Here is a 21,611-nt window from a genome sequence, read left to right as displayed (position 1 = left end):
CAAGCTGTTCCCGCGCGCCGATGCGCTGCTCGCCGCGCTGGGCGCGCGCGCCGCGAAGCGGCCGGTGAAGGTGGCGCTGCAGCGCCCCCTGATGTTCAACAACACCACGCATCGCCCGGCGACGATCCAGCGCGTCCGCATCGGAGCAACGCGGGACGGCAAGATCATGGCGATCGGTCATGAGAGCTGGTCGGGCGATCTGCCGGGCGGCAAGGCCGACGGCGCGGTCAGCCAGACGCGGCTGCTCTACGCCGGCGCGCACCGCATGACCGCCACGCGGCTCGCGACGCTCGATCTGGCTGAAGGTAATGCCATGCGGGCGCCGGGCGAGGCGACAGGCATGATGGCGCTGGAGATCGCCATGGACGAAATGGCCGAGAAGCTCGGGATCGACCCGATCGAGTTTCGTATCCTCAACGATACCCAGGTCGATCCTGAAAAGCCGGAGCGGCCGTTCTCGCAGCGTCAGCTCGTCGAGTGCTTGCGTACCGGCGCCGAGCGCTTCGGCTGGAGCAAGCGCAATCCGCAGCCGGGCAGGGTCCGTGATGGAAGCTGGCTGGTCGGCACCGGCGTCGCTGCGGCGTTCCGCAACAATCTGCTGACGCCGTCGGCCGCGCGCGTCCGGCTCGACAACAGCGGCACCGTGACCGTCGAGACCGACATGACCGACATCGGCACCGGCAGCTACACGATCATCGCGCAGACCGCGGCCGAGATGATGGGCGTGCCGCTCAAGAAGGTGAAGGTGCGTCTCGGCGATTCGGCCTTCCCGGTGTCGGCAGGCTCCGGCGGGCAATGGGGCGGCAACAACTCGACCGCAGGCGTCTATGCCGCCTGCGTCAAGCTGCGCGAGGCGATCGCGCAGAAACTGGGCTTCAACTCCGCGGAAGCCGAGTTCGCCGACGGCGAGGTCCGCTCCGGCAATCGCCGCGTGCCGCTGGCCCAGGCGGCAGGCGGCAGCGGGCTCAGCGCCGAAGACGGAATCGAGTACGGAGATCTCGCCAAGAAGTACCAGCAATCGACCTTCGGCGCGCACTTCGTCGAAGTCGGCGTCGATGCCGCGACCGCTGAAATCCGCGTGCGCCGCATGCTCGCGGTGTGTGCCGCCGGCCGCATCCTCAATCCGAAGACGGCACGCAGCCAGGTTATCGGCGCGATGACCATGGGCGTCGGCGCGGCGCTGATGGAGGAACTCGTGGTCGACAAACGGAAAGGGTTTTTCGTCAACCATGATCTCGCGGGCTACGAGGTGCCTGTTCATGCCGACATCCCGCACCAGGAAATGTTCTTCCTCGATGAGACCGATCCGATGTCGTCGCCGATGAAGGCCAAGGGCGTCGCCGAACTCGGCATCTGCGGCGTGGCGGCGGCGGTTGCCAACGCGGTTTACAACGCGACCGGCGTGCGCGTCCGCGATTATCCGATCACGCTCGACAAGCTCTTGGAGCAAATGCCGGACGTGGGTTGAGCGCGGGATCGCGGCGCTGCCGCGAATCTTCCAAGCTCGACCCAACCGCCTCGAGGGGAAGCACCATGATCACGCGAAGATGCCTGCTCGCCACCACCGGCGTCGCGGTGTTGGCAGCAGGAACAATGCCGGCTGTCCCGGCCAAGCCAAGGAACGGAACGATGGAAATCAGGCGAAGCGGTTCACAGCCCTCCGGCAAAGGGCCTCTCGAATATTTTACGGGCAGCGTGCGCGTCGATCCGCTCTTCCAGGCGGCTGACCCTGCGCGCGCCGCCGGCGCCAGCGTCACGTTCGAGCCCGGCGCGCGGACCGCATGGCACACCCATCCCTTAGGCCAGACCTTGATCGTCACATCCGGTCGCGGCTGGGTCCAGGTCTGGGGCGGCCGTGTCGAGGAAATTCACCCGGGCGACGTCGTTTGGTTTCCACCGGGCGAAAAACACTGGCATGGTGCGACGCCGACCACGGCGATGACGCACATCGCCATCCAGGAGCGGCTCGACGGCAAGGCCGTCGACTGGATGGAGAAGGTCAGCGACGAGCAATACCGGGCTTGATCGCCTGCCGTCGTTCTTCGCAGGCGAAGTTATGACCCGTAAGTCTCAAGAACCGGTGGAATATGGCGGTGGATGATCCTCCTTCCTTAGAGTGAGCATTCGAATCCTGCCGAAAACGCGCTATGGTTGGGGCCATGGAAAATCCCCCGCGCCCCATGCCGTTCTCGGCATTCGAATGGCTGGTGTCCGGGCGCTACTTGCGGGCGCGCCGCAGGGAAGGGTTCATTTCGGTCATTGCCGGATTTTCGTTCCTCGGCATCATGCTCGGCGTTGCGACGCTGATTATCGTGATGGCCGTCATGAACGGCTTTCGCAAGGAATTGATCGACAAGATCGTCGGCATGAACGGCCATCTTCTGCTGCAACCAATCGAACAGCCGCTGACGGATTGGAAGGACGTCACCGAGCGCATCAGTCAGGTTCCAGGCATACGGCTTGCCGCTCCCGTGGTGGACGGTCCGGCGCTGGCGTCATCGGTGCACAATGCCTCCGGGGTACTCGTTCGCGGTATTCGCCCCGATGATCTCAATAAGCTCGCCTCGATCTCCAGCAATGTCCAGCAGGGCTCGCTAGACGGATTTGAGCAGGGACAAGGGGTCGCCATCGGACGCAGGCTTGCCGATCAATTATCGCTGCGTGCCGGCGACAACATCACGCTGGTCGCGCCCAGCGGAGCGGTGACGTCGAAGGGTGCGGCGCCTCGTATCAAGCCTTACAAGGTCGCGGCGGTGTTCAGCCTCGACATGTCGGAATATGATTCCGTGATGGTTTTTATGCCGCTTGCCGAGGCGCAGGCCTATTTCAATCGCGCCGATGACGTGAGCGCGATCGAGATTTTCATCGAAGCCAGCCCTGACAGGGTCGACGAATTCCGAAGGCCGGTAGCAGACGCCGCCGGGCGGCCGGTGTTCCTTGTCGACTGGCGCCGGCGTACCTCGGCCTTTTTCGCTGCACTTCAGGTCGAGCGCAATGTCATGTTTCTGATCCTGACCTTGATCGTGCTGGTCGCTGCGCTGAATATCGTTTCAGGCCTGATCATGCTCGTGAAGGACAAGGGCAGCGATATCGCCATACTGCGCACCGTGGGCGCCTCGCGAGGGGCGATCATGCGGGTGTTCCTGATCGCAGGTGCTGCGATCGGCGTGGTCGGCACGCTGACCGGGCTTCTCGTCGGCATGCTGGTTTGCCTCAACATCGAAGCTATTAGGCAGTTTCTTTCCTGGCTCACCAATACTGAATTGTTTCCACCAAAACTCTACTTTCTGTCGAAGCTGCCGGCGGAGATCGATTTTGGCGAGACCGCCGCCGTTGTGATCATGGCGTTGACGCTGTCATTCCTCGCGACGCTCTATCCATCGTGGCGCGCTGCGCGGCTCGATCCGGTCGAGGCTCTTCGATATGGGTAATTGGAAGGGCGCGAGCTCCGCCCGTGAATGGTGGGCACGTTTTGCTGGAGAGAAAGTTCGTTAGCGTCAAATCACGCTGTCACCACACGAACGGTAGGCTCCCTCCCCCCTTGCGGGGGAGGGCTGGGGAGAGGGGTAAGCCACGAGTACCGCCGATGCCGCCACCCCTCTCCCTAACCCTCCCCCGCAAGGGGGGAGGGAACGCACCTTTTATGAAGAACTTGCAGTGATTGAGGTCGCGAACTCTGATCTTTTCGTCATCGAGCCATTTCCCCTTCGCCCAAAAACGCTTTATGGTGCCGCTCGCTTCGCGCTTGGCGAAATCTAATACATGATTGATATCAAAGGCTTGGCATAGGGCTTGCGCCTTTGGAGGGTGGTTTGACGCGCTATATTTCGACGCGGGGGGAAGCCCCCGTCCTGGGTTTCTGCGATGTGATGCTGACCGGGCTCGCCCGCGACGGCGGCCTCTACGTGCCGGAGGTCTGGCCGGAGCTCTCGCAGGCGACCATCGCCTCTTTCTTCGGTCGGCCCTATTGGGAAGTCGCGGTCGATGTGATCAAGCCGTTTGCGGCGGGCGAGATTTCCGACGCCGACCTTGGCCGCATGGCGAATGAAGCCTACGCCACCTTCCGCCATCCTGCGGTGGTGCCGCTCGATCAAATCGGGCCCAATCAATTCCTGCTGGAGCTGTTCCACGGCCCGACGCTGGCGTTCAAGGACGTCGCGATGCAGTTGATCTCGCGGCTGATGGATCACGTGCTGGCCAAGCGCAATCAGCGCACCACCATCGTGGTCGCGACCTCGGGCGACACCGGCGGTGCCGCGGTCGATGCCTTCGCTGGCCTCGACAATGTCGATCTGGTCGTGCTGTTCCCGAACGGCCGCATCTCCGACGTGCAGCGTCGGATGATGACGACGACGGGCGCGTCCAACGTGCATGCGCTGGCGATCGAAGGCACCTTCGACGATTGCCAGGCGCTCCTGAAGGCGATGTTCAACCACCACGGTTTTCGCGATGCGGTCTCGCTGTCGGGCGTCAACTCGATCAACTGGGCGCGGATCGTAGCGCAGGTGGTGTATTATTTCACTTCCGCCACAGCCCTCGGCGCGCCTGCGCGCACGGTGGATTTCACCGTGCCGACGGGCAATTTCGGCGACATCTTCGCAGGCTATGTCGCGAAGAAAATGGGCCTGCCGGTGCGCTGGCTGCGGATCGCCTCCAACGTCAACGACATCCTGCCGCGCACGCTCAAGACCGGCATCTACGAAGTGCGCGAGGTTCACGCCTCGGCTTCGCCCTCGATGGACATCCAGGTCTCCTCGAATTTCGAGCGGCTGCTGTTCGAGGCGAGCCGACGCGACGCCGACAGCGTTCGCCGGCTGATGGCCTCGCTCAAACAGTCCGGACGTTTCGTGCTGCCGGACGCCATGCTGGCCGCGATCCGCGAGGAGTTCGATGCCGGCCGCGCCGACGAGACCGAGACGTCGGCTGCGATCCGCGCCGCGTGGCGCGAGGCCGGCGACCTCGTCGATCCCCATACCGCGGTGGCGCTGGCGGTGGCGGATCGCGATGCTTCGGATTCGAAGATTCCCAACATCGTGCTGTCGACCGCGCATCCGGCCAAGTTCCCCGATGCGGTGGAAGCGGCCTGCGGCGTGCGCCCGCAACTGCCGGCCTGGCTCGACGGCCTCATGACCAAATCCGAACACATCACGGTGATGAAAAACGATTCAGCCGAAGTGGAGCGATTCGTGCGCTCGGTGAGCCGTGCCGCGAAGCAGGGAGTTGCCGGATGAGCGTTGACGTGACCAAGCTGCCGTCCGGCCTGACTGTCGTCACCGACACCATGCCGCATCTGGAAACGGCAGCGCTCGGCGTCTGGGCCGGCGTCGGTGGCCGTGACGAAAAGCCGAACGAGCACGGCATCTCGCATCTCCTGGAACACATGGCCTTCAAGGGCACGACCAGGCGCTCCTCGCGCGAGATCGTCGAAGAGATCGAGGCCGTCGGCGGTGACCTCAATGCCGGGACCTCCACCGAGACGACGGCCTATTATGCGCGGGTGATGAAGGCCGACGTGCCGCTCGCGCTCGACGTGCTCTCCGACATCCTCGCCAATCCGTCCTTCGTGCCGGATGAGCTCGAGCGCGAGAAGAGCGTCATCGTGCAGGAAATCGGCGCGGCGCAGGACACGCCTGACGACGTCGTGTTCGAGCACCTCAACGAACTCTGCTTTCCGGACCAGCCGATGGGCCGTTCGCTGCTGGGCACCGCGAAGACGCTGAAGACTTTCGACCGCGACATGTTGCGCGGTTATCTCGCGACGCATTACCGTGGCCCCGACATGGTGGTGGCGGCCGCAGGCGCGGTCGACCACAAACGCGTGGTCGAGGATGTTGCGCAAAAATTCGCCAACTTCGACGCGACACCCGCACCGAAGCCGCAACCGGCGATGTTCGGCAAGGGCGGCTCGCGCGTGGTGCACCGCGACCTCGAACAGGCGCATCTGACGCTGGCGCTCGAAGGCGTGCCGCAGACCGACCTGTCGCTGTTCTCACTGCAGGTGTTCACCAACACGCTCGGCGGCGGAATGTCGTCGCGGCTGTTCCAGGAAGTGCGCGAAAAGCGCGGCCTGTGCTACTCGATCTACACCTTCCACGCGCCCTATACCGACACCGGCTTTTTCGGCCTCTATACCGGCACTGACCCCGGCGACGCGCCGGAGATGATGGAGGTCATCATCGACGTCATCAACGACGCCGTGGAGACCCTCACCGAAGCCGAGATCGCCCGCGCCAAGGCGCAGATGAAGGCGGGGCTTTTGATGGCGCTGGAAAGCTGCTCGTCCCGGGCCGAACAACTGGCGCGGCACGTGCTGGCCTATGGACGGCCGCTGACGGTGGAAGAGCTGGTTACCAGGATCGATGCGGTCAGCGTCGAATCGACCCGCAACGCCGCGCACGCGCTTTTGTCCCGCAGCCGGCCGGCGGTTGTCGCGCTTGGCAGCGGCAGGGGTCTGGACACAGCGGTGTCTTTTGCGGAAGGATTGACCAGGTCGAAGGCGAAGACGCTGCTACATTAGAGCATGATCCCGGACCCGGAGGGCCGTGTTAGCGCAAAAGTGGGCTCCGGTTTTCCGTAAGGATGATGCTCCGATAGTTAGAGGGCGGGGAGTAAAGGGCATGGCCCTGTTTCGTTTGCCAACCAGCGGACAAGCCGCGCTCGTACCGCGCGGCCACGGCCTGTTGCTGCGCGCTCCCCAGATGTCGGACTTCGTGCAATGGGCGCAATTGCGCGAACAAAGCCGGGCCTACCTCACGCCATGGGAGCCGATCTGGCCGTCGGACGATCTGACCCGCGCCGGTTTCCGCCGCAGGCTGCGCCGCTACGCCGAGGATATCGCCGCCGACCGCTCCTATCCGTTCATCATTTTCCGGGAATCCGACGGCGCCATGATCGGCGGCATCACGCTGGCCAATGTCCGCCGCGGCATCGTGCAGGCCGGCACCATCGGCTATTGGGTCGGCGAGCCCTACGCCCATCGCGGCTACATGACATCAGCGTTGCGGGTGCTGCTGCCGACGCTGTTCGGCGAGCTCAATCTGCACCGTATCGAGGCCGCCTGCATTCCCTCCAATTCACCGTCGATCCGGGTGTTGGAGAAATGCGGCTTCACCCGCGAGGGGCTGGCGCGGCGCTATCTTTGCATTAACGGCGTCTGGCAGGACCATTTGCTGTTCGGCCTGCTGCATGAGGATTTCCGCGGCTGAACCGTTGATTTCTAAGCCTTTTGGGTGCCTTGGGTTCGCCGCCATTGGGCTGCTATAACGCCGCCGGGAACAATGACGTGAGACGAGGGGATTTTGGGACGTCGCATGGGTGACAATCGTTTGGCCAAGGTGATGGTTGCGGCGGCGGTCGCAGGCGGGCTGGCCTGCCTGACGGCGGCGCCGGCATCGGCCCAATCACTGACCGATCGTTTCAAGAGCCTGTTCGGCGGCAAGCCTGACGAACCGGCCGGGGTTGCCCCCGGGGGGCCGGAAGCCCAGGACACCGGCGACCTGACCTGCCCACCGGTCACGGTCCGGGCCGGCGCGGCGACTTATGCGGTGGCCCCGCCCGGCAAGCAGCCGGTCGGCAACGACCTGCGCTTTCAGGCGACGATCACCAAGATGGCCCGCGAATGCAGCGTCAATGGCGGGGTGATCACCGCGCGGATCGGCATTCAGGGCCGCGTCATTGCCGGTCCCGCCGGCGCGCCGCCCTCGGTGCAGGTCCCGATTCGCGTCGCGGTGGTGCAGGGCGGCGTTTCCGAAAAGACCATCGCCACCAAGGCCTACCAGACCACCGTCAACATGACCGAAACCGGCAGCGAGCCGTTCACGCTGGTGGCCGAAGATCTCACCTACCCGGCGCCCCCCGGCGCCGTCGGCGACAGCTACATCTTCTATATCGGCTTCGATCCGCAGGCCCTGAAACCCGAACGCCCGGCGCCGCGCAAGAAAAAGCAATGAAGCAGAAGCAATAAAAAAGCCGGCGCGATCGTCTCGCGCCGGCCTTGATTGGTTGATTGAAAGCGCTCAGTTCAGCTTGGCACGAACCTCGGCAATGCCCTTGGCGAGCAGGTCGTCGGCGACCGAGCCTTTGACCGACCGCGACAGGATGGTCGCGGCGGCTTCGACCGCGGCGTTGGCGGCGGCGGCACGGACATCGGCCAGCGCCTGGGCCTCGGCGAGCGCGATCTTGCTCTCGGCGGTCTTGGTGCGGCGGGCGACGAAGTCTTCCATCTTGGCCTTGGCCTCGGTCGCGATGCGCTCGGCTTCCGCCTTGGCGTTGGCGATGATTTCCTCGGCCTCGCGCTCGGCGCTGGCGCGGCGGGTCTGGTACTCGCCGAGCAGCTTGGCGGCCTCCTCCTTGAGACGGCGGGCGTCGTCAAGTTCGGCCTTGATGCGTTCGGCGCGGTGATCGAGCGCCGTCAGCACCGTCTTGTGGACGCCGAGATAGGCAAACAGCACCAGGAGGATGACGAAGGCGATTGCGACCCAGGTTTCCGGTTCGGTGAACATCGGTCTATCCCTTCAACGAAGCATCGACGGCCTTGCTCACCGTCTTCTTGTCGGGCAGCACGCCGGTGAGCCGTTGCACGATCGCGCCGGCTGCGTCCGCTGCGATGCCGCGGACATTGCTCATCGCGGCTTCCCGTGTCGCCGCGATCTGCTTCTCGGCGGCGGCCAGCTTTGTGGCGAGCTGGTCTTCCAGCGTCTTGCGCTCGGCTTCCGCAGCCGCATTCAGCTTCTCGCGGGTCTCGTTGCCGATCGCCTGCGCGCGGGAGCGCGCCGAAGCGAGTTCCGCCTCATACGCCTTCAGCGCAGCGTCGGACTCGTCCTTCAGTTTCTGCGCCGCCGCCAGATCGCCCTCGATCGCGTTCTGACGTGCGTCGATCACGCTTTCGACACGCGGGAGCGCGATGCGGGAAACGATCACATAGAGCGCGACGAACGCGATAACGAGCGACACCAGTTGTGAAGCAAACGTGCTCGACTCGAACGGAGGAAACCCTCCGCCGTGTCCGCCATCTGCTCCGGTGTGGGCGCCGGTACCATGACTTTTTTCAGCCACGGGGTTCTCCTGTTGCAGTCAGGCGCGCCGCCCGGTCCGGGCGGCGCGGTAGGGTGCAGTTCAGAGCGGAACGAACAGCAGCAGCAGCGCGATCAGCAGCGAGAAGATGCCGAGCGCTTCGGTCACGGCGAAGCCGAAGATCAGGTTGCCGAACTGGCCCTGGGCAGCGGAAGGATTGCGCACCGCTGCGGCGAGGTAGTTGCCGAAGATGATGCCCACGCCGACGCCCGCACCGCCCATGCCGATGCATGCGATGCCCGCGCCGATAAGTTTTGCTGCTGCCGGTTCCATTTTCTTTCAGCTCCTTGAGGATAAGACAAAGGGTGGGTGGAAATTCCCCGGACCGCTTAGTGTCCCGGATGAATGGCGTCGTTGAGATAGATGCAGGTCAGGATCGCGAACACGTAGGCCTGCAGGAACGCGACCAGCAGTTCGAGCGCGGTCAGCGCGACGGTGAGCGCCAGCGGCAGCACGCCGCCGATCCAGCCGACGGCGCCAAGCGAAACGCCGAGCATGGCGACGAAGCCCGCGAACACCTTCAGCGCGATGTGACCCGCCAGCATGTTGGCGAACAGACGCACGCTATGCGAAACCGGCCGCAGGAAGAAGGACAGGATTTCAATGAACATGACCAGCGGCAGGATGTAGATCGGCACGCCGGAGGGCACGAAAATCTTGAAGAACTTGAAGCCGTTCTTGTAGATCCCGTAGATCAGGACCGTGAAGAAAACCAGGAAGGCAAGCGCCGCGGTGACGATGATATGGCTCGAAACCGTGAACGTGTAGGGGATGATGCCGATCAGGTTCGAGATGCAGATGAACATGAACAGCGAGAAGATCAGCGGGAAGAACTTCATGCCTTCCGCACCGGCGGTGCTGCGGATCGTGCTGGCGACGAATTCGTAAGAGATTTCCGCGATCGACTGCAGCCGCCCGGGAACCAGTTGCCGTCCCGCCATGCCGCCGATCATCAATAGCGAGATCACCGCTACCGAGAGGAACATGTAGAGCGACGAGTTGGTGAAGGCGATCGTCTGGTTGCCGATATGGCCGATCGTGAAGAGGGGTTCGATATTGAACTGGTGGATCGGGTCGATTTTCATCCGCGCGGCTCTTTATCCACCGGCCTGGCCGGCAATCGAATTTCAAATGTCGTGACTTCCCGTCGATGCTCAGCGCCTGCGGGAAGCTACGCCTGCAGACCTCACCACGTTGACCACGCCGGCGGTGAAGCCGAGTAGCAAAAACACGATGAGACCGAACGGCGATGTCGACAACAAACGGTCGAACCCCCAGCCAATCGCCGCCCCGACGACAACGCCCGCAACCAACTCCGAAGAAAGCCGGAAACCCAGCGCCATTGCAGATGCTCTGGCAGCCCTGTCTCCGCTTTCAGTTCCGGGTTGATCAGTCCTGAGTTTCCGGCTGTCGCGAATTTCGGACAACCGTTGATCCAGACTTCCGAGCCTTGCGGAAAGCGCAGCTTCGTCGGAAGACGGCTGATCGCGATTCCCACCTGCGTTGTCGTTTTTGTCTTCGGCCATGCCCAAGACATTAAACGATGCCAACGGTTGATGGAAATTACGCCCGTCACCCTTGAAAGCCGCGCGGACCATACTTACCGCGTCTATTCAAGTCAAGATTAGGTCGTAACCAGTTAGTTCATTGATTTAATTGGAATTATTCGAGCGGGGCCTGCGACACTGTGGACGGTCATCGCAGTGCAGCAGCTATTCTCCCAAGGATCGATCTTGCGCCCATTTGAGCGGTCTGTTGGGATGCTCCAAGCGAAGCCAAAATCCTCGTCCCCCGGAGCCCGCATGCCGCGTCAGGTCGATTACTATTTCTCGATCCAATCGCCTTGGGCCTATATCGGGCATCAAGTGTTTCGGCATATGGTAAGTACTTACGATCTCAAGGTTAATCACAGGCCGGTGGTGCTGGTCGACCTGTTCTCGGAGACCGGCGGCTTGCCGTTAATGAAGCGCCACCCGGTCCGGCAGCGCTACCGGATGGTCGAACTGCAGCGCTGGCGCGACAAGCGCGGACTGAAATTTCACCTGCAGCCGGCCAACTGGCCGTTCAACGCCCGGCTCGCGGACGGCGTGGTGATCGCGGCGCTCGAGGCCGGCTTCGACCCCGACCGATATCTGCGACGGGCCTTTGCCGGCGTCTGGGAGGATCAGCTCAATCTCGCCGATCCCGCAACGATTGCGAAACTCGCCGACGAATCGGGGCTGCCCGGCCGGCAATTAGTGGAGCGCTCCAGCTCTGAGGAAATCAGCGCAGCGTATGAGCAGAACCGGCAGGACGCGCTGGCGGCCGACGTGTTCGGCTCGCCGGTCTATGTGCTGGAGGGCGAAGTGTTCTGGGGACAGGATCGCCTCGAATTGCTGGAAGATGCGTTGAAGTCCGCCCGCGCGCCCTATAGCTCAAGGATCTAGTTATTTGTTTTGACGCGTTTTCTTTACGCGAACCGGTACCCACCCCGGATCAAGTCCGGGGCAGGCTTTCGCTCGAAAACGCGCCTTGAAAGCGCCCCGGCGGTCGAGGAAACCGGTACCGTCCTGAGGCGGGAGCAAGCCCATGAGCACAGCGAAATCGTCATCGAAATTCTTAAGGCTCGTCGTGCTGGCCGTGTGTCTCGCCGGCACGGGATACGCCGTTGCGGGCATGCCGGAGAGCGAAAACGGCCGTTACGCGCTGTCGCCGGCGGGCGATGGTGTGCTCCGCCTCGACACCCGCACCGGCGCGGTCTCAACCTGCAACAATTCGGGTGCGGGCTGGGCCTGCTATGCCGTGCCCGACGAGCGCGCGGCGATGGACGCGGAAATCGGCCGGCTGCAAGCTGATATTGGCCGGCTGCAGGCCGAGAATGAAAAGCTAAAGGCAGATCTCGCCGCGCGCGAGCCCACCGTGAACGGCAAGATCGAAGAGCCGCTGCCGAAATCGGATTCGCTGAAGAAGAGCGAACCGAAGGTGGCGGAGGGCGAGCGCAAGATCGAAATCCCGCTGCCGAGCGACCGCGACATGGATCGCATGATGTCGTTCCTGGAGCGGGCCTGGCGTCGCCTGATCGAGATGGCCAACCGGGTGCAGCGGGACGTCAACGGCAAGATTTGACGGAGCAGCGCGCGCACCTCGCGTCGTCCCTGCGAACGCAGGGACCCATACGCCGCGGCCCGTCGATTTTGCGCGATGAGAGCTGATACCATACGTAACAATGAATGCCGGTGGTTATGGGTCCCTGCGTTCGCAGGGACGACGGGTGGAGAGAGAATCGTGACATCGCCAAAATCCGTTTCCCGAACAGCTCCATCTGCCGTCAGCGCCAACACCATCGTGTCCTCGCTGCTGACCGTGCAGACCTCGGGTGCGGGCTTTACCGACCTGACCGCTGAAGTCGCGAAATTCGTGCGCGACGCTCGGGCGCGCGAAGGCGCGCTGACGCTGTTCATCCGTCACACCTCGGCGTCGCTGACGATCCAGGAAAATGCCGACCCGGCCGTGCTCGTCGATCTGACGACGGCGCTGAACCGGCTCGCGCCCGAAAACGCCGGCTGGCGCCATGACACCGAGGGGCCGGACGACATGCCGGCGCACATCAAGACCATGCTGACCGCGACCTCGCTGCACGTCCCGGTGCTGCAGGGTGCGCTTGCGCTGGGTACGTGGCAGGCGATCTATCTGGTCGAGCACCGCGCGCGGCCGCACCGGCGCGAGATCGTGCTGCAGTTCGCGGGCAGCGTCGAGTAAGCCGATTGCAAAAGGCAAACCGGCCGCGGATCGCTCCGCGGCCGGTTCGTGACTTCGTTTCGCCGAACGAAATCGGTTACTTCGTGATGTCGACGTCCTTGGTTTCCGGCAGGAAGAAGAAGCCGACAACCGCGGTGATCGAAGCGAAGATGATCGGATACCAGAGACCCGCGTAGATATCGCCGGTTGAGGCAACGATCGCGAACGAGGTCGCCGGCAGCAATCCGCCGAACCAGCCGTTGCCGATGTGATAGGGCAGCGACATCGAGGTGTAGCGGATCTTGGTCGGGAACAGTTCGACCAGCATCGCCGCGATCGGCCCGTAGACCATCGTGACGAAGAGCACCAGGACGAACAGAAGTCCGATAATGGCGGCGACCTGCGGACGGAAGATGTCGATCGGGTTCGACATCTTCACGATCTGCGCGTCGCCGGCCTTCGGATAGCCGGCCGCCTGAACCGCTGCCAGCACCGCCGGGTTGGAGGTCTTGGCGTCGGTGTAAGCGATGTCCTTACCGTTGACGACGACCTTCACCCCCGAGCCTGCAGCACCGTAGGCGGTCGAGTACTTGACCGACGACTGCGACAGATAGGCTCGAGCCGTATCGCACGGCGCCGAGAAGACGCGGGTGCCGACCGGGTTGAACAGATCGCCGCAGCCTTTTGGATCGGCGACCACCTCGACCTTGACCGACTCGATGGCCTTTTCCAGCGCCGGGTTGGCGTTGCTGGTGATCATCTTGAAGATCGGGAAGAAGGTCAGCGCCGCGATCAGGCAGCCCGCCAGGATGATCGGCTTGCGGCCGATCTTGTCCGACAGTGCACCGAACACGATGAAGAAGCCGGTGCCGAACAACAGCGACCAGGCGATCAGCAGGTTGGCGGTGTAGCCGTCGACCTTCAGAATCGATTGCAGGAAGAACAGCGCGTAGAACTGGCCGGTGTACCAGACCACGCCCTGGCCCATCACGCCGCCGATCAGCGCCAGGATGACGATCTTGGCGTTGCTCCAGTTGGCGAAGGCTTCGGTCAGCGGCGCTTTCGAGCCCTTGCCCTCGTCCTTCATCTTCTGGAACACCGGCGATTCGTTCAACTTCAGGCGGATCACGACCGACACGCCGAGAAGAACCACGGACAGCAGGAACGGAATGCGCCAACCCCAGGCAGCGAACGCAGGCTCGCCGAGCGCCGTACGGGTGAACAGGATCACAAGCAGCGAGAGGAAGAGGCCAAGCGTTGCCGTGGTCTGGATGAACGACGTGTAGTATCCGCGTTTTCCGTGCGGTGAATGTTCGGCCACGTAGGTCGCGGCGCCACCGTACTCACCGCCCAGCGCGAGACCCTGCAGCAGGCGCAGTATGATCAGGATGATCGGCGCGGCGATGCCGATGGTGGCGGCGTTGGGCAACAGGCCGACGATAAAGGTCGACAGGCCCATGATCAGGATGGTGACGAGGAAGGTGTATTTGCGTCCGACGATGTCGCCGACACGTCCGAACACGATGGCGCCGAACGGGCGTACCAGGAAGCCGGCGGCGAAAGCCAGCAGCGCGAAGATGTCGCGGGTCGCTGGCGGATATTCCGAGAAGAACTGTGCGCCGATGATGCCGGCGAGCGATCCGTAGAGATAGAAGTCATACCATTCGAAGACGGTGCCCAGCGATGATGCGAAGATGACGAAACGTTCGTCCTTCGTCATGCCCTTGGCCTTGTCGGACGTGACAGTCATAGTAGACATTTCAGAATCGCTCCCCTTTTTTATGCTCGCAAAGATGTGCGTTGCGTCAGATCACGCATTATGAATAGGGGTCACTACATGTTCGCGAAGCTTGGCCCAATAGTACTTTCGGCTGGCGTCGGGCCTTCCGCGCCTGAGTTGGCGGTGGCCTCCACATGATTCCAGACTGCGTAAACAGTACGCAGCACTGACTCCCGGATCATGAAAAGCCTTGGCATTCAGACCGTTCTCAGCGCTTTAGCTGTGACTACATTTTGGCCGGTCCGCGACCCAGAAGCGGTGACCTGACCCCGCCAGTCAGCGCAGTCTCGAACTAAAGTCCAATAAGCGAGAGGAAAAGCGCAATGCTCCACATCACGATGGAGATCTTTGCGGTCCAGAGTGCGAACAGCAGATAAGTCTCGCGCATGACCGTCGAAACTGTCCGCTGCGCGGAGGCTTGCGGCGGACGGCTCTCTTTGGGGAGATAGAGCCACAACTCGGTCCGGCGGTGATCCTTGGTCCGGGCCTCCCAGGCTTTCAAAATCAGAACCAGCGTCATCAGTATGCTGAGAAAACCTCCCGCCTGGAAGGCAGAGCGCGGCAGGAAAGACAACCCGATCATTATGCAGAAGATGGCGAGCGAAGCGAAGCCGCAGGCGCGAAGCACTGTTTCGTAGGCGATACGGCGTATCTCTTCCACGATCCGCCACCCCGTCAATCAAGGACATGTGCCGGTTCAAAAGCCGGCCGCAGGGTAGCGGCAGCACGGCCCGTGCTCAACATCGCGAATGGGTTGCTACAGGCCGATCTTGAGAAAATTACCGGCGGCGGGCAGCGCCAGAAGGGCGGTTCCCGCAAGCCAGATCCACAGCGATGCATCGCTTGATTCCGAGCCTCCGGTGACCCGCTCGTAGATTGCCGCCGGAATCCCGCCCAGGATCACGGTCGCGGTCGAAACCATCAAGGATGCGAACATCAGCGTCAGGGACAGGCTGCCAAACAGCAGCGGGCCGGCGAGCAACTGGACATACAGCAACGTAAAAATCAGCGCGAGCTGATTGAAGATGCCGTTGATCATGCCGAAGAACGCGATTCCGACGAAATAGAAATTGCGGTTCATGATGCGGCTCCCCCAAGCCGGGGCGCCAGATTGAATAGTAGCAATGTGTAGTGAAGCGCGACGCGCAGCCAGAACAGCCAGACGAAGCCGAACAGCCAAATCACGACCGGCGGGGTAACCTTGGGCGTAACGATGGCGACGGCGGTGACGACGGGATCGGTGATCCGGCAGAAAAATCGCCAGATGTAGTTCGGCGAGTCCGCATCCACCATCAGGCCGAGCAGGACGCGGCCAAGCAACGTGTACATCAACACCGCAAGAATAAAATTAGGCAGATGAAAGTACCAATACGCCGCGAGCGAGCTTGCGATATTCAAGGACGTTTTCTCCTCGCAGCCTGATTAAGTGAGACGACCGGCCGAGCATCGCAACCAGCCGCTCTTCGCCAACAATGGCAAGAGCGCGATGTCCGGGCAAGACTGATAAGGTGCTACCAACAAAGACGGGGCCCCTGAAGGGCCCCGTCCATCGATCTCCAAGTCAAGGAACCTAGGTGGTCCTCTCTTCGAGCACCGTCCTGCCACGCGGCTTCCGGATTTCGTCGACATAGGCCTGCATTTCGGCCGATGGCTCCCTGCCGAGCTTGCTGACGATGTAGATGACAGCGAAGCCGAGCGGTGTTCCCAACAATCCGCAGGCGATGTTGTTGAGGTCGAACCAGCCGACCTTGTTGGCCATCGGGTGGGCCAGTGTCGGGAAGCTCTCCATGGCATTGGGCAGTGCCATGGCTTTCGCGATATCGACCAGCGGCGCTCCCGTCAGCGGGTTGGTCAGCGACGTCATGCCGAAGTACTTCACGCCTGCACCCGGGAAATATCGGGTCGTCACGAGGTAGAACAGGCAGAGGCCGAAGCCGGCAATGATGCCGCAGATCGCTCCCGTTGCCGTGGTTCGCTTCCACCAGACGCCCATCACCAGCGCCGGGAAGTTGCCGGCCATTGCAAGCGAGAACGCCCAGCCGACCATGGCCAGGATGTCGCCTGGCTTGGTTGCGGCCGTCGCGGCTGCGACCACGGCGACGCCCACCAGGAGAGCGCGCGCCACCGTGAGCCGACGGATGGTCGGAGCGTTGGGGTCGATCATCTTGTAGTAGATGTCGTGCGACAGCGCGTTGGCGATGGCGAGCAGCAGCCCGTCGGCGGTGGAGAGCGCGGCGGCGAGACCGCCGGCCGCCACCAGGCCCGAGATCACATAGGGAAGCCCCGCGATCTCCGGCGTGGAGAGCACGATCACGTCCGTATTGATCACGAAGTCCTGCAACCTGACGACGCCGGGATGATCGGCGATCGCCTTGCACGCTGCGACGATCGCATCGATGCTGCTTGCGTTCTTGCCGCAGATCTGGATCAACCCGAGTTCACCCCAACTGAACAACCAGGGGCGAATGGCGGTCAGGTCACGCCCGATGATGTTGGTGTAAACCTCCAGCTTCGAGAATGCCGCATAGGCCGGCGCCGAGAAGTACAGCAGGAAGATAAACAGCAGCGACCACGCAACCGACTGACGTGCCTCACGCACCGACGGGGTGGTGAAGTAACGCATCAGGATATGCGGCAACGAGGCCGTGCCGACCATCATGCACATGATGATCGCGAAGAAGTTGAGCGGGCTGTAGTTGATGAATGGCTGGATATGCGGCTTCAGCGCTGCGGCCGTCGTCAGGCCGTTCGCCAGCATCTGTTGCTCGCGCGCGGTAATATCCACGATCGCCTGCCCGTAGGTGAGTTCCGGAATCGGAATCCCGTAATTCTTGGTGGACAGGATAATGATGGGGGTCAGGTAGGCGATGATCAGCACGATGTACTGTGCAATCTGAGTCCAGGTCACTGCCCGCATTCCGCCCAGCATCGCGCAGAGCAGAATGCCGACGAGGCCCGCAAAGACCGCAAGCTCGAACTGCATTCCAAGGAATCGCGAGGCGATAATCCCGGTGCCGTAGATTTGCGCCGTTACATAGGTAAAGGAGCAGGCGACAAGGACGATCACGCCGAGAAAGCGGGCGAAGTTGCCGCCGTACCGGAACGACAGGAAGTCAGGCACGGTATAGGCACCGAACTTGCGCAGGTATGGGCCGATCAGGATCGATACCAGCACAAATCCGCCGGTCCAGCCCAGCACCCAAGCGAGGCCGTCGTAACCCAGCAGGAACAAGGTGCCGGCCATGCCGACGAAGGAAGCAGCCGACATCCAGTCGGCGCCGGTCGCCATGCCGTTGTAAAAGGCGGGCACACGGCGTCCCGCGACATAATACTCGGAGACTTCCGCAGTTCGCGTCATCACGCCGATGATGGCGTAAACCGCGAGGGTGAAGAACACGAACAGGTAGCCGAGGATCTTGTTTGGAACGCCTACCTGCTCGAGAACCGCGAGCAGAATGATGAATGCCAGGAACCCGCCGGTGTAGGTCCCGTACATCCTACCGAGATTCTTGATGAAATCCGAAGTGGCAGCGCCTTGCGTGGCCATGTCGATGCTCCCCTCAATCTTCCTCGGCAAAGCCGAATTCGCGGTCAATCTTGTCCTGCTGTTTGGCAAAGACGAACAGCATGACCACGAACGCGATGAGCGAACCCTGCGCCGCCATATAGAAGCCGAGCGGGAAGCCCAGAATCGGAATGACTATGTTGTTGAGTGGCTTCACGAACATGTGGATGACGAAGCCGAAGAAGAACCAGATGCCGAGATGCGTGAACATCAGACGCGAGGTCTTTGCCCAGTGCGCCTCTTCTCTTTCTTTCATACTGGTAGAGTCGGCCATTGACTGCATTCCTCCCTCAAAGCACCGGCATAGCGAATGCGCCGGGATGAAATGATCGAGGGGAATGAAATCCCTTCAGTGCGGCGCCCCCCTTTGCCGCGGCTCTACCGGTCTTTTGCCGGATTGGAGACATCGAAGGCTAACATCACGAATGGTCAGATCTTAATTATACTTTCGGGGGGTGTGAAATTGTTGCATCTGCTAACAGAGATGAGCTGAGAACATTGGACTTGTCGTGAAGCGGATAGGGTATGCTGACGACGTAACCTGAGCTCGATGAGACCGCGATGAAGCTGTTCGAAAAGTTGTTTCGTCCCCGTCCACCGATCCGCGACCGGGAGGCGCTTGCGGACTTCATCGACGCACAGTCGGCCTTCATCGTGCAAAAGGGCATCTACGAATATTCCCGGGCCCGCGCAGGCCACTACGCCAAGGTCCTGTTCGCCGAAGAGGGGTTTGCGCAATCGGTCGAGTACGCTCGCTGGAGGGCCTTTCCGCTCGGCCTCGCGATGGTGGGCGAAATGGTCGAGGGGGTTCTGGCTTCTCAAGCCGGGGCCCGGCGCCGGGAATTTCTCGACCAGTTAACCCTTGTCGTTCTTTCGGTTTTCGACCGCTATCCGGTCCCTCCGTCCATTGGAGAAGCGGCCTGGCTTGAAGCGCGTCGCGATCTTGCGCATCGGCTCGATCTGGTCGGAGGCCATGCGCCCAAGCGGGTGATGGACATTCCGGAGCCGCTGGCGGAAAGCTATTTTGCCATGATGCCGATCCACGAAAAGCTGCGTGGCCGGGATTTCGAGACCACGCGCAATTATCTTCGTGTCAGCCTTTGCAACATTCATGACGAATTGATTGCGCGCATGGACAGGGCCGCGCTGGAACGGGCATTGATCGCGGGCGCCGTGGCATAGTCTCGATCGATCGCACGCGGCGACCGGCAGGAGAGGCGATGGACAGGACGAGTGGCGGCGCCCCGCTTTTATCGCTCGACGCTGTCGTCATCGATACCGAAACCACCGGACTTGATCCGCGCAAGGCGCGGGTGATCGAGCTTGCCGGGGTGCGACTCTCGGCCGGAAAGCTGGTTGCCGGCGAATCCTTCCGTCAATTGCTGCGGCCGGCCGGTCAATCGATCCCCGCCGAAGCGACGCGCATTCACGGCATCGACGATGCGGCCGTCGCCGGCGCGCCGCCGTTTGCCGGTGTCTGGCCACGCTTCAATACGTTTCTCGGCCGGGCACTGGTGATTGGGCACGCGGTCGGGTTCGACCTTGCGGTGCTGAAGCGCGAATGCGACCTCGCCGGCCTGCCGTGGATACGACCGCGCACGCTTGACACGCGGCAGCTCGCGCAGATCGCCGCTCCGGAACTGGCCGGCTATTCGCTGGACGAACTCGCCGCCTGGCTGGGTGTCGACGTCGTCGATCGGCATTCGGCGCTTGGCGATGCCATAACGGCGGCCCGGGTGTTTCTGGCGCTGGTGCCGAAGCTGCGCGAGCACGGCATCCGTACCATCGCCGAGGCCGAACGGGCCTGCCTCGCCCTTACCTCTGTCCTCGACGATGAAGCGCGCAGCGGCTGGATCCAGGCCGTCGAAGCTCCGGAACGCGCCGATGCGGAACGAACGCTGAAACGTTTCGACATCTACGCCTATCGGCACCGCAATCGCGACATCATGCGGATGCCTCCGGTCTTTGTGGCATCCGGCATTTCGGTCCACGACGCCCTCGCGCGGCTGGCGAGCGAGAGAACATCGGCGGTATATGTGGCGCCAAACGCTGCTTCCGGCGACGTGAAGGCCGCGGAGGCAGGCATCGTCACGGAACGCGACGTGCTGCGCGCGATCGCCCGCTTCGGCGCCGCCGCGCTCGATTTGCCGGTCGGAGAGATCATGAGCCGGCCGCTCGCAGCGGTTTCCGCGGACGCTTTTGTCTATCGCGCCATCGGCCGCATGAACCGTCTCAAGACCCGCCATCTCGGCGTCATCGACGAAGCCGGCCGGGTGATCGGGGCATTGTCCGCGCGGGACCTGCTGCGGTTACGCGCCGGGGAGGCCATTTCGCTCGGCGAAGAGATTGACGATGCCGCGGACGCGCACGCCCTGGCGCTTGCCTGGGCCAAGCTGCCGCGGGTCGCGGAATCTCTGATGACGGAAGGACTTTCCGGCCGCGACATCGCGGAAGTGATTTCCCGCGAACTCGGCGCGCTCACCGGGCAGGCCGCCGTGATCGCCGAGCGGATCATGCGGCGGCGTGGCCGGGGCGATCCCCCGTGCGGCTATGCCATGATCGTGCTCGGCTCGGCCGGCCGCGGCGAAAGCCTGCTCGCGATGGACCAGGACAATGCGGTGATCTTCGAACGCGGCGAGCCTGACAGCGAGGAGGATCGCTGGTTCGCCGCGCTCGGGACACATGTCGCTGACATCCTGCATGAGGTCGGCGTGCCCTATTGCAGGGGTGGCGTGATGGCGAAGAACGCGCCTTGGCGTGGTTCGGTCGCAACGTGGCGGGACCGGATCGACCACTGGATCACACGCTCCAATCCTGCGGATCTGCTGTCCGTCGACATCTTTTTCGACCTGCGCGCCGTCCACGGCGATGGCAGTCTTGCCGTCGCGGTGAGGCAGGCCGCCTACGCTGCGGCCGAAGGTCAGGTCGCGTTCGCCAAGCTTTTGGTCGAAGGCATCAGCATCCCCGCGAGCCTGAAACTTTTCGGCGGTATTCGCACCGAGGGCGGTCGCATCGACCTCAAGGCGGCCGGGTTGTTCGGCATTGTCGCCGCGGCGCGGGCCATGGCAATCCGCTACCACCTGATGGACCGATCGACGCCGGCGCGGCTCGCTGGCGTGAAGGCGCTCGCTCACGTGAGCGAGACCGATCTTGATGCGCTGGTCGAGGCCCAGGGCGTATTTCTCGATCTCATCCTGTCGCAGCAGATCGAGGATATCGCCAAGGGAACACCGACCACCAACGCGGTCTCCGTCAAGCAATTGTCGCCTCGCAACCGCGATCGATTGCGCGCAGCGCTTCAGGCGGTGACCGCTGTCGATGAGTTGACCCGCAATCTCCTGTTCAAGGTTTGATTTTGATTGTGAATGCAGAAACCTTGTTGCGGTGCACAAATGTGCACAAATCTGGCAATTAACTGCTTTACCGCGTGAGAAGATTGCGAGCTTGCATGCGACTGCCGGGCAGGGGACAATTGCA

The 21,611-nt window shown here is 62.6% G+C and carries 23 protein-coding genes; 12 read left to right on the top strand and 11 right to left on the bottom strand.

Going from position 1 to position 21,611, the window contains the following annotated elements; all coding sequences use genetic code 11:
* From CP49_RS10300 to CP49_RS10270, 7 genes are all read left to right on the top strand, one after another.
* The coding region (locus CP49_RS10300; RefSeq protein ID WP_057850149.1) for a xanthine dehydrogenase family protein molybdopterin-binding subunit at positions 1 to 1,468 on the top strand (1,468 nt) is incomplete at its 5' end.
* 161 nt (positions 1,469 to 1,629) lie between these two features.
* Positions 1,630 to 2,025, top strand: a complete 396-nt coding sequence (locus CP49_RS10295) for a (R)-mandelonitrile lyase (RefSeq protein WP_057850158.1) — start codon at positions 1,630 to 1,632, stop codon at positions 2,023 to 2,025.
* A gap of 134 nt (positions 2,026 to 2,159) precedes the next feature.
* Complete coding sequence (locus CP49_RS10290; RefSeq protein ID WP_245310637.1) at positions 2,160 to 3,431, top strand: lipoprotein-releasing ABC transporter permease subunit; 1,272 nt, start codon at positions 2,160 to 2,162, stop codon at positions 3,429 to 3,431.
* Positions 3,432 to 3,812: 381 nt separating this feature from the next.
* The gene (thrC, locus tag CP49_RS10285) at positions 3,813 to 5,231 is read left to right on the top strand and encodes a threonine synthase (protein WP_057850147.1); all 1,419 of its coding nucleotides are present in this window, start codon (positions 3,813 to 3,815) and stop codon (positions 5,229 to 5,231) included.
* Positions 5,228 to 6,517 carry a M16 family metallopeptidase gene (locus CP49_RS10280; protein ID WP_057850146.1) on the top strand — a complete coding sequence of 430 codons (1,290 nt, stop codon included), beginning with the start codon at positions 5,228 to 5,230 and terminating at the stop codon, positions 6,515 to 6,517. Before thrC ends, CP49_RS10280 begins: the two co-directional genes overlap by 4 nt.
* Before the next feature lie 100 nt (positions 6,518 to 6,617).
* Positions 6,618 to 7,205: a GNAT family N-acetyltransferase gene (locus CP49_RS10275; RefSeq protein WP_057850145.1), complete on the top strand. Its 588-nt coding sequence runs from the start codon at positions 6,618 to 6,620 to the stop codon at positions 7,203 to 7,205.
* Between the two features lie 132 nt (positions 7,206 to 7,337).
* The gene (locus CP49_RS10270; RefSeq protein ID WP_057850157.1) at positions 7,338 to 7,949 is read left to right on the top strand and encodes a hypothetical protein; all 612 of its coding nucleotides are present in this window, start codon (positions 7,338 to 7,340) and stop codon (positions 7,947 to 7,949) included.
* A gap of 66 nt (positions 7,950 to 8,015) precedes the next feature.
* On the opposite strand, the gene CP49_RS10265 is transcribed toward CP49_RS10270, so the two are convergent.
* The 5 genes from CP49_RS10265 to CP49_RS10245 form a co-directional block, all read right to left on the bottom strand.
* Complete coding sequence (locus tag CP49_RS10265) at positions 8,016 to 8,501, bottom strand: F0F1 ATP synthase subunit B family protein (RefSeq protein WP_057850144.1); 486 nt, start codon at positions 8,499 to 8,501, stop codon at positions 8,016 to 8,018.
* 4 nt (positions 8,502 to 8,505) lie between these two features.
* Entirely contained in the window at positions 8,506 to 9,054 is a 549-nt protein-coding gene (locus CP49_RS10260) for a F0F1 ATP synthase subunit B family protein (protein WP_057850143.1), read from the bottom strand.
* Between the two features lie 60 nt (positions 9,055 to 9,114).
* Positions 9,115 to 9,345, bottom strand: coding sequence for a F0F1 ATP synthase subunit C (locus CP49_RS10255; RefSeq protein WP_016847054.1), 231 nt, complete (start codon positions 9,343 to 9,345; stop codon positions 9,115 to 9,117).
* Positions 9,346 to 9,401: 56 nt separating this feature from the next.
* The gene (locus tag CP49_RS10250; RefSeq protein WP_057850142.1) at positions 9,402 to 10,157 is read right to left on the bottom strand and encodes a F0F1 ATP synthase subunit A; all 756 of its coding nucleotides are present in this window, start codon (positions 10,155 to 10,157) and stop codon (positions 9,402 to 9,404) included.
* 69 nt (positions 10,158 to 10,226) lie between these two features.
* A complete protein-coding gene (locus tag CP49_RS10245) occupies positions 10,227 to 10,598 on the bottom strand; it encodes an AtpZ/AtpI family protein (protein WP_057850156.1) in 372 nt (123 codons plus the stop codon).
* A 276-nt stretch (positions 10,599 to 10,874) separates the two neighbouring features.
* On the opposite strand from CP49_RS10245, the gene CP49_RS10240 reads away from it, so the two are divergent.
* From CP49_RS10240 to CP49_RS10230, 3 genes are all read left to right on the top strand, one after another.
* Positions 10,875 to 11,498: a 2-hydroxychromene-2-carboxylate isomerase gene (locus tag CP49_RS10240; RefSeq protein WP_057850141.1), complete on the top strand. Its 624-nt coding sequence runs from the start codon at positions 10,875 to 10,877 to the stop codon at positions 11,496 to 11,498.
* Between the two features lie 142 nt (positions 11,499 to 11,640).
* Positions 11,641 to 12,177 carry a hypothetical protein gene (locus CP49_RS10235; RefSeq protein ID WP_057850140.1) on the top strand — a complete coding sequence of 179 codons (537 nt, stop codon included), beginning with the start codon at positions 11,641 to 11,643 and terminating at the stop codon, positions 12,175 to 12,177.
* Between the two features lie 159 nt (positions 12,178 to 12,336).
* Complete coding sequence (locus tag CP49_RS10230; protein ID WP_057850139.1) at positions 12,337 to 12,810, top strand: secondary thiamine-phosphate synthase enzyme YjbQ; 474 nt, start codon at positions 12,337 to 12,339, stop codon at positions 12,808 to 12,810.
* A 76-nt stretch (positions 12,811 to 12,886) separates the two neighbouring features.
* Here the strand turns inward: CP49_RS10230 and CP49_RS10225 are convergent, their stop codons facing one another.
* The 6 genes from CP49_RS10225 to CP49_RS10200 form a co-directional block, all read right to left on the bottom strand.
* Positions 12,887 to 14,548 (bottom strand): MFS transporter, encoded by a 1,662-nt coding sequence (locus tag CP49_RS10225; protein ID WP_057850138.1) that lies wholly within the window; start codon positions 14,546 to 14,548, stop codon positions 12,887 to 12,889.
* 313 nt (positions 14,549 to 14,861) lie between these two features.
* Positions 14,862 to 15,230 carry a hypothetical protein gene (locus tag CP49_RS10220; protein WP_057850137.1) on the bottom strand — a complete coding sequence of 123 codons (369 nt, stop codon included), beginning with the start codon at positions 15,228 to 15,230 and terminating at the stop codon, positions 14,862 to 14,864.
* 96 nt (positions 15,231 to 15,326) lie between these two features.
* Positions 15,327 to 15,650 carry a hypothetical protein gene (locus tag CP49_RS10215; protein WP_057850136.1) on the bottom strand — a complete coding sequence of 108 codons (324 nt, stop codon included), beginning with the start codon at positions 15,648 to 15,650 and terminating at the stop codon, positions 15,327 to 15,329.
* A complete protein-coding gene (locus CP49_RS10210) occupies positions 15,647 to 15,967 on the bottom strand; it encodes a hypothetical protein (protein ID WP_057850135.1) in 321 nt (106 codons plus the stop codon). The genes CP49_RS10215 and CP49_RS10210 overlap by 4 nt, the downstream gene beginning before the upstream one ends.
* A gap of 172 nt (positions 15,968 to 16,139) precedes the next feature.
* Complete coding sequence (locus CP49_RS10205; RefSeq protein WP_057850134.1) at positions 16,140 to 18,116, bottom strand: sodium:solute symporter family protein; 1,977 nt, start codon at positions 18,114 to 18,116, stop codon at positions 16,140 to 16,142.
* 13 nt (positions 18,117 to 18,129) lie between these two features.
* A complete protein-coding gene (locus CP49_RS10200) occupies positions 18,130 to 18,417 on the bottom strand; it encodes a DUF4212 domain-containing protein (protein WP_245310636.1) in 288 nt (95 codons plus the stop codon).
* Positions 18,418 to 18,695: 278 nt separating this feature from the next.
* Between CP49_RS10200 and CP49_RS10195 the strand changes: the two genes are divergently transcribed.
* Positions 18,696 to 19,316, top strand: coding sequence for a hypothetical protein (locus CP49_RS10195; RefSeq protein WP_057850132.1), 621 nt, complete (start codon positions 18,696 to 18,698; stop codon positions 19,314 to 19,316).
* Positions 19,317 to 19,354: 38 nt separating this feature from the next.
* Positions 19,355 to 21,487 (top strand): DUF294 nucleotidyltransferase-like domain-containing protein, encoded by a 2,133-nt coding sequence (locus tag CP49_RS10190; protein WP_057850131.1) that lies wholly within the window; start codon positions 19,355 to 19,357, stop codon positions 21,485 to 21,487.
* Positions 21,488 to 21,611: the final 124 nt, after the last annotated feature.

Origin of the sequence: Bradyrhizobium valentinum (assembly GCF_001440405.1) — a bacterium.
GTDB lineage: Bacteria > Pseudomonadota > Alphaproteobacteria > Rhizobiales > Xanthobacteraceae > Bradyrhizobium > Bradyrhizobium valentinum.
Note: the sequence above shows the minus strand (reverse complement) of the source record. Positions and strands in the feature narration are given on the sequence as shown.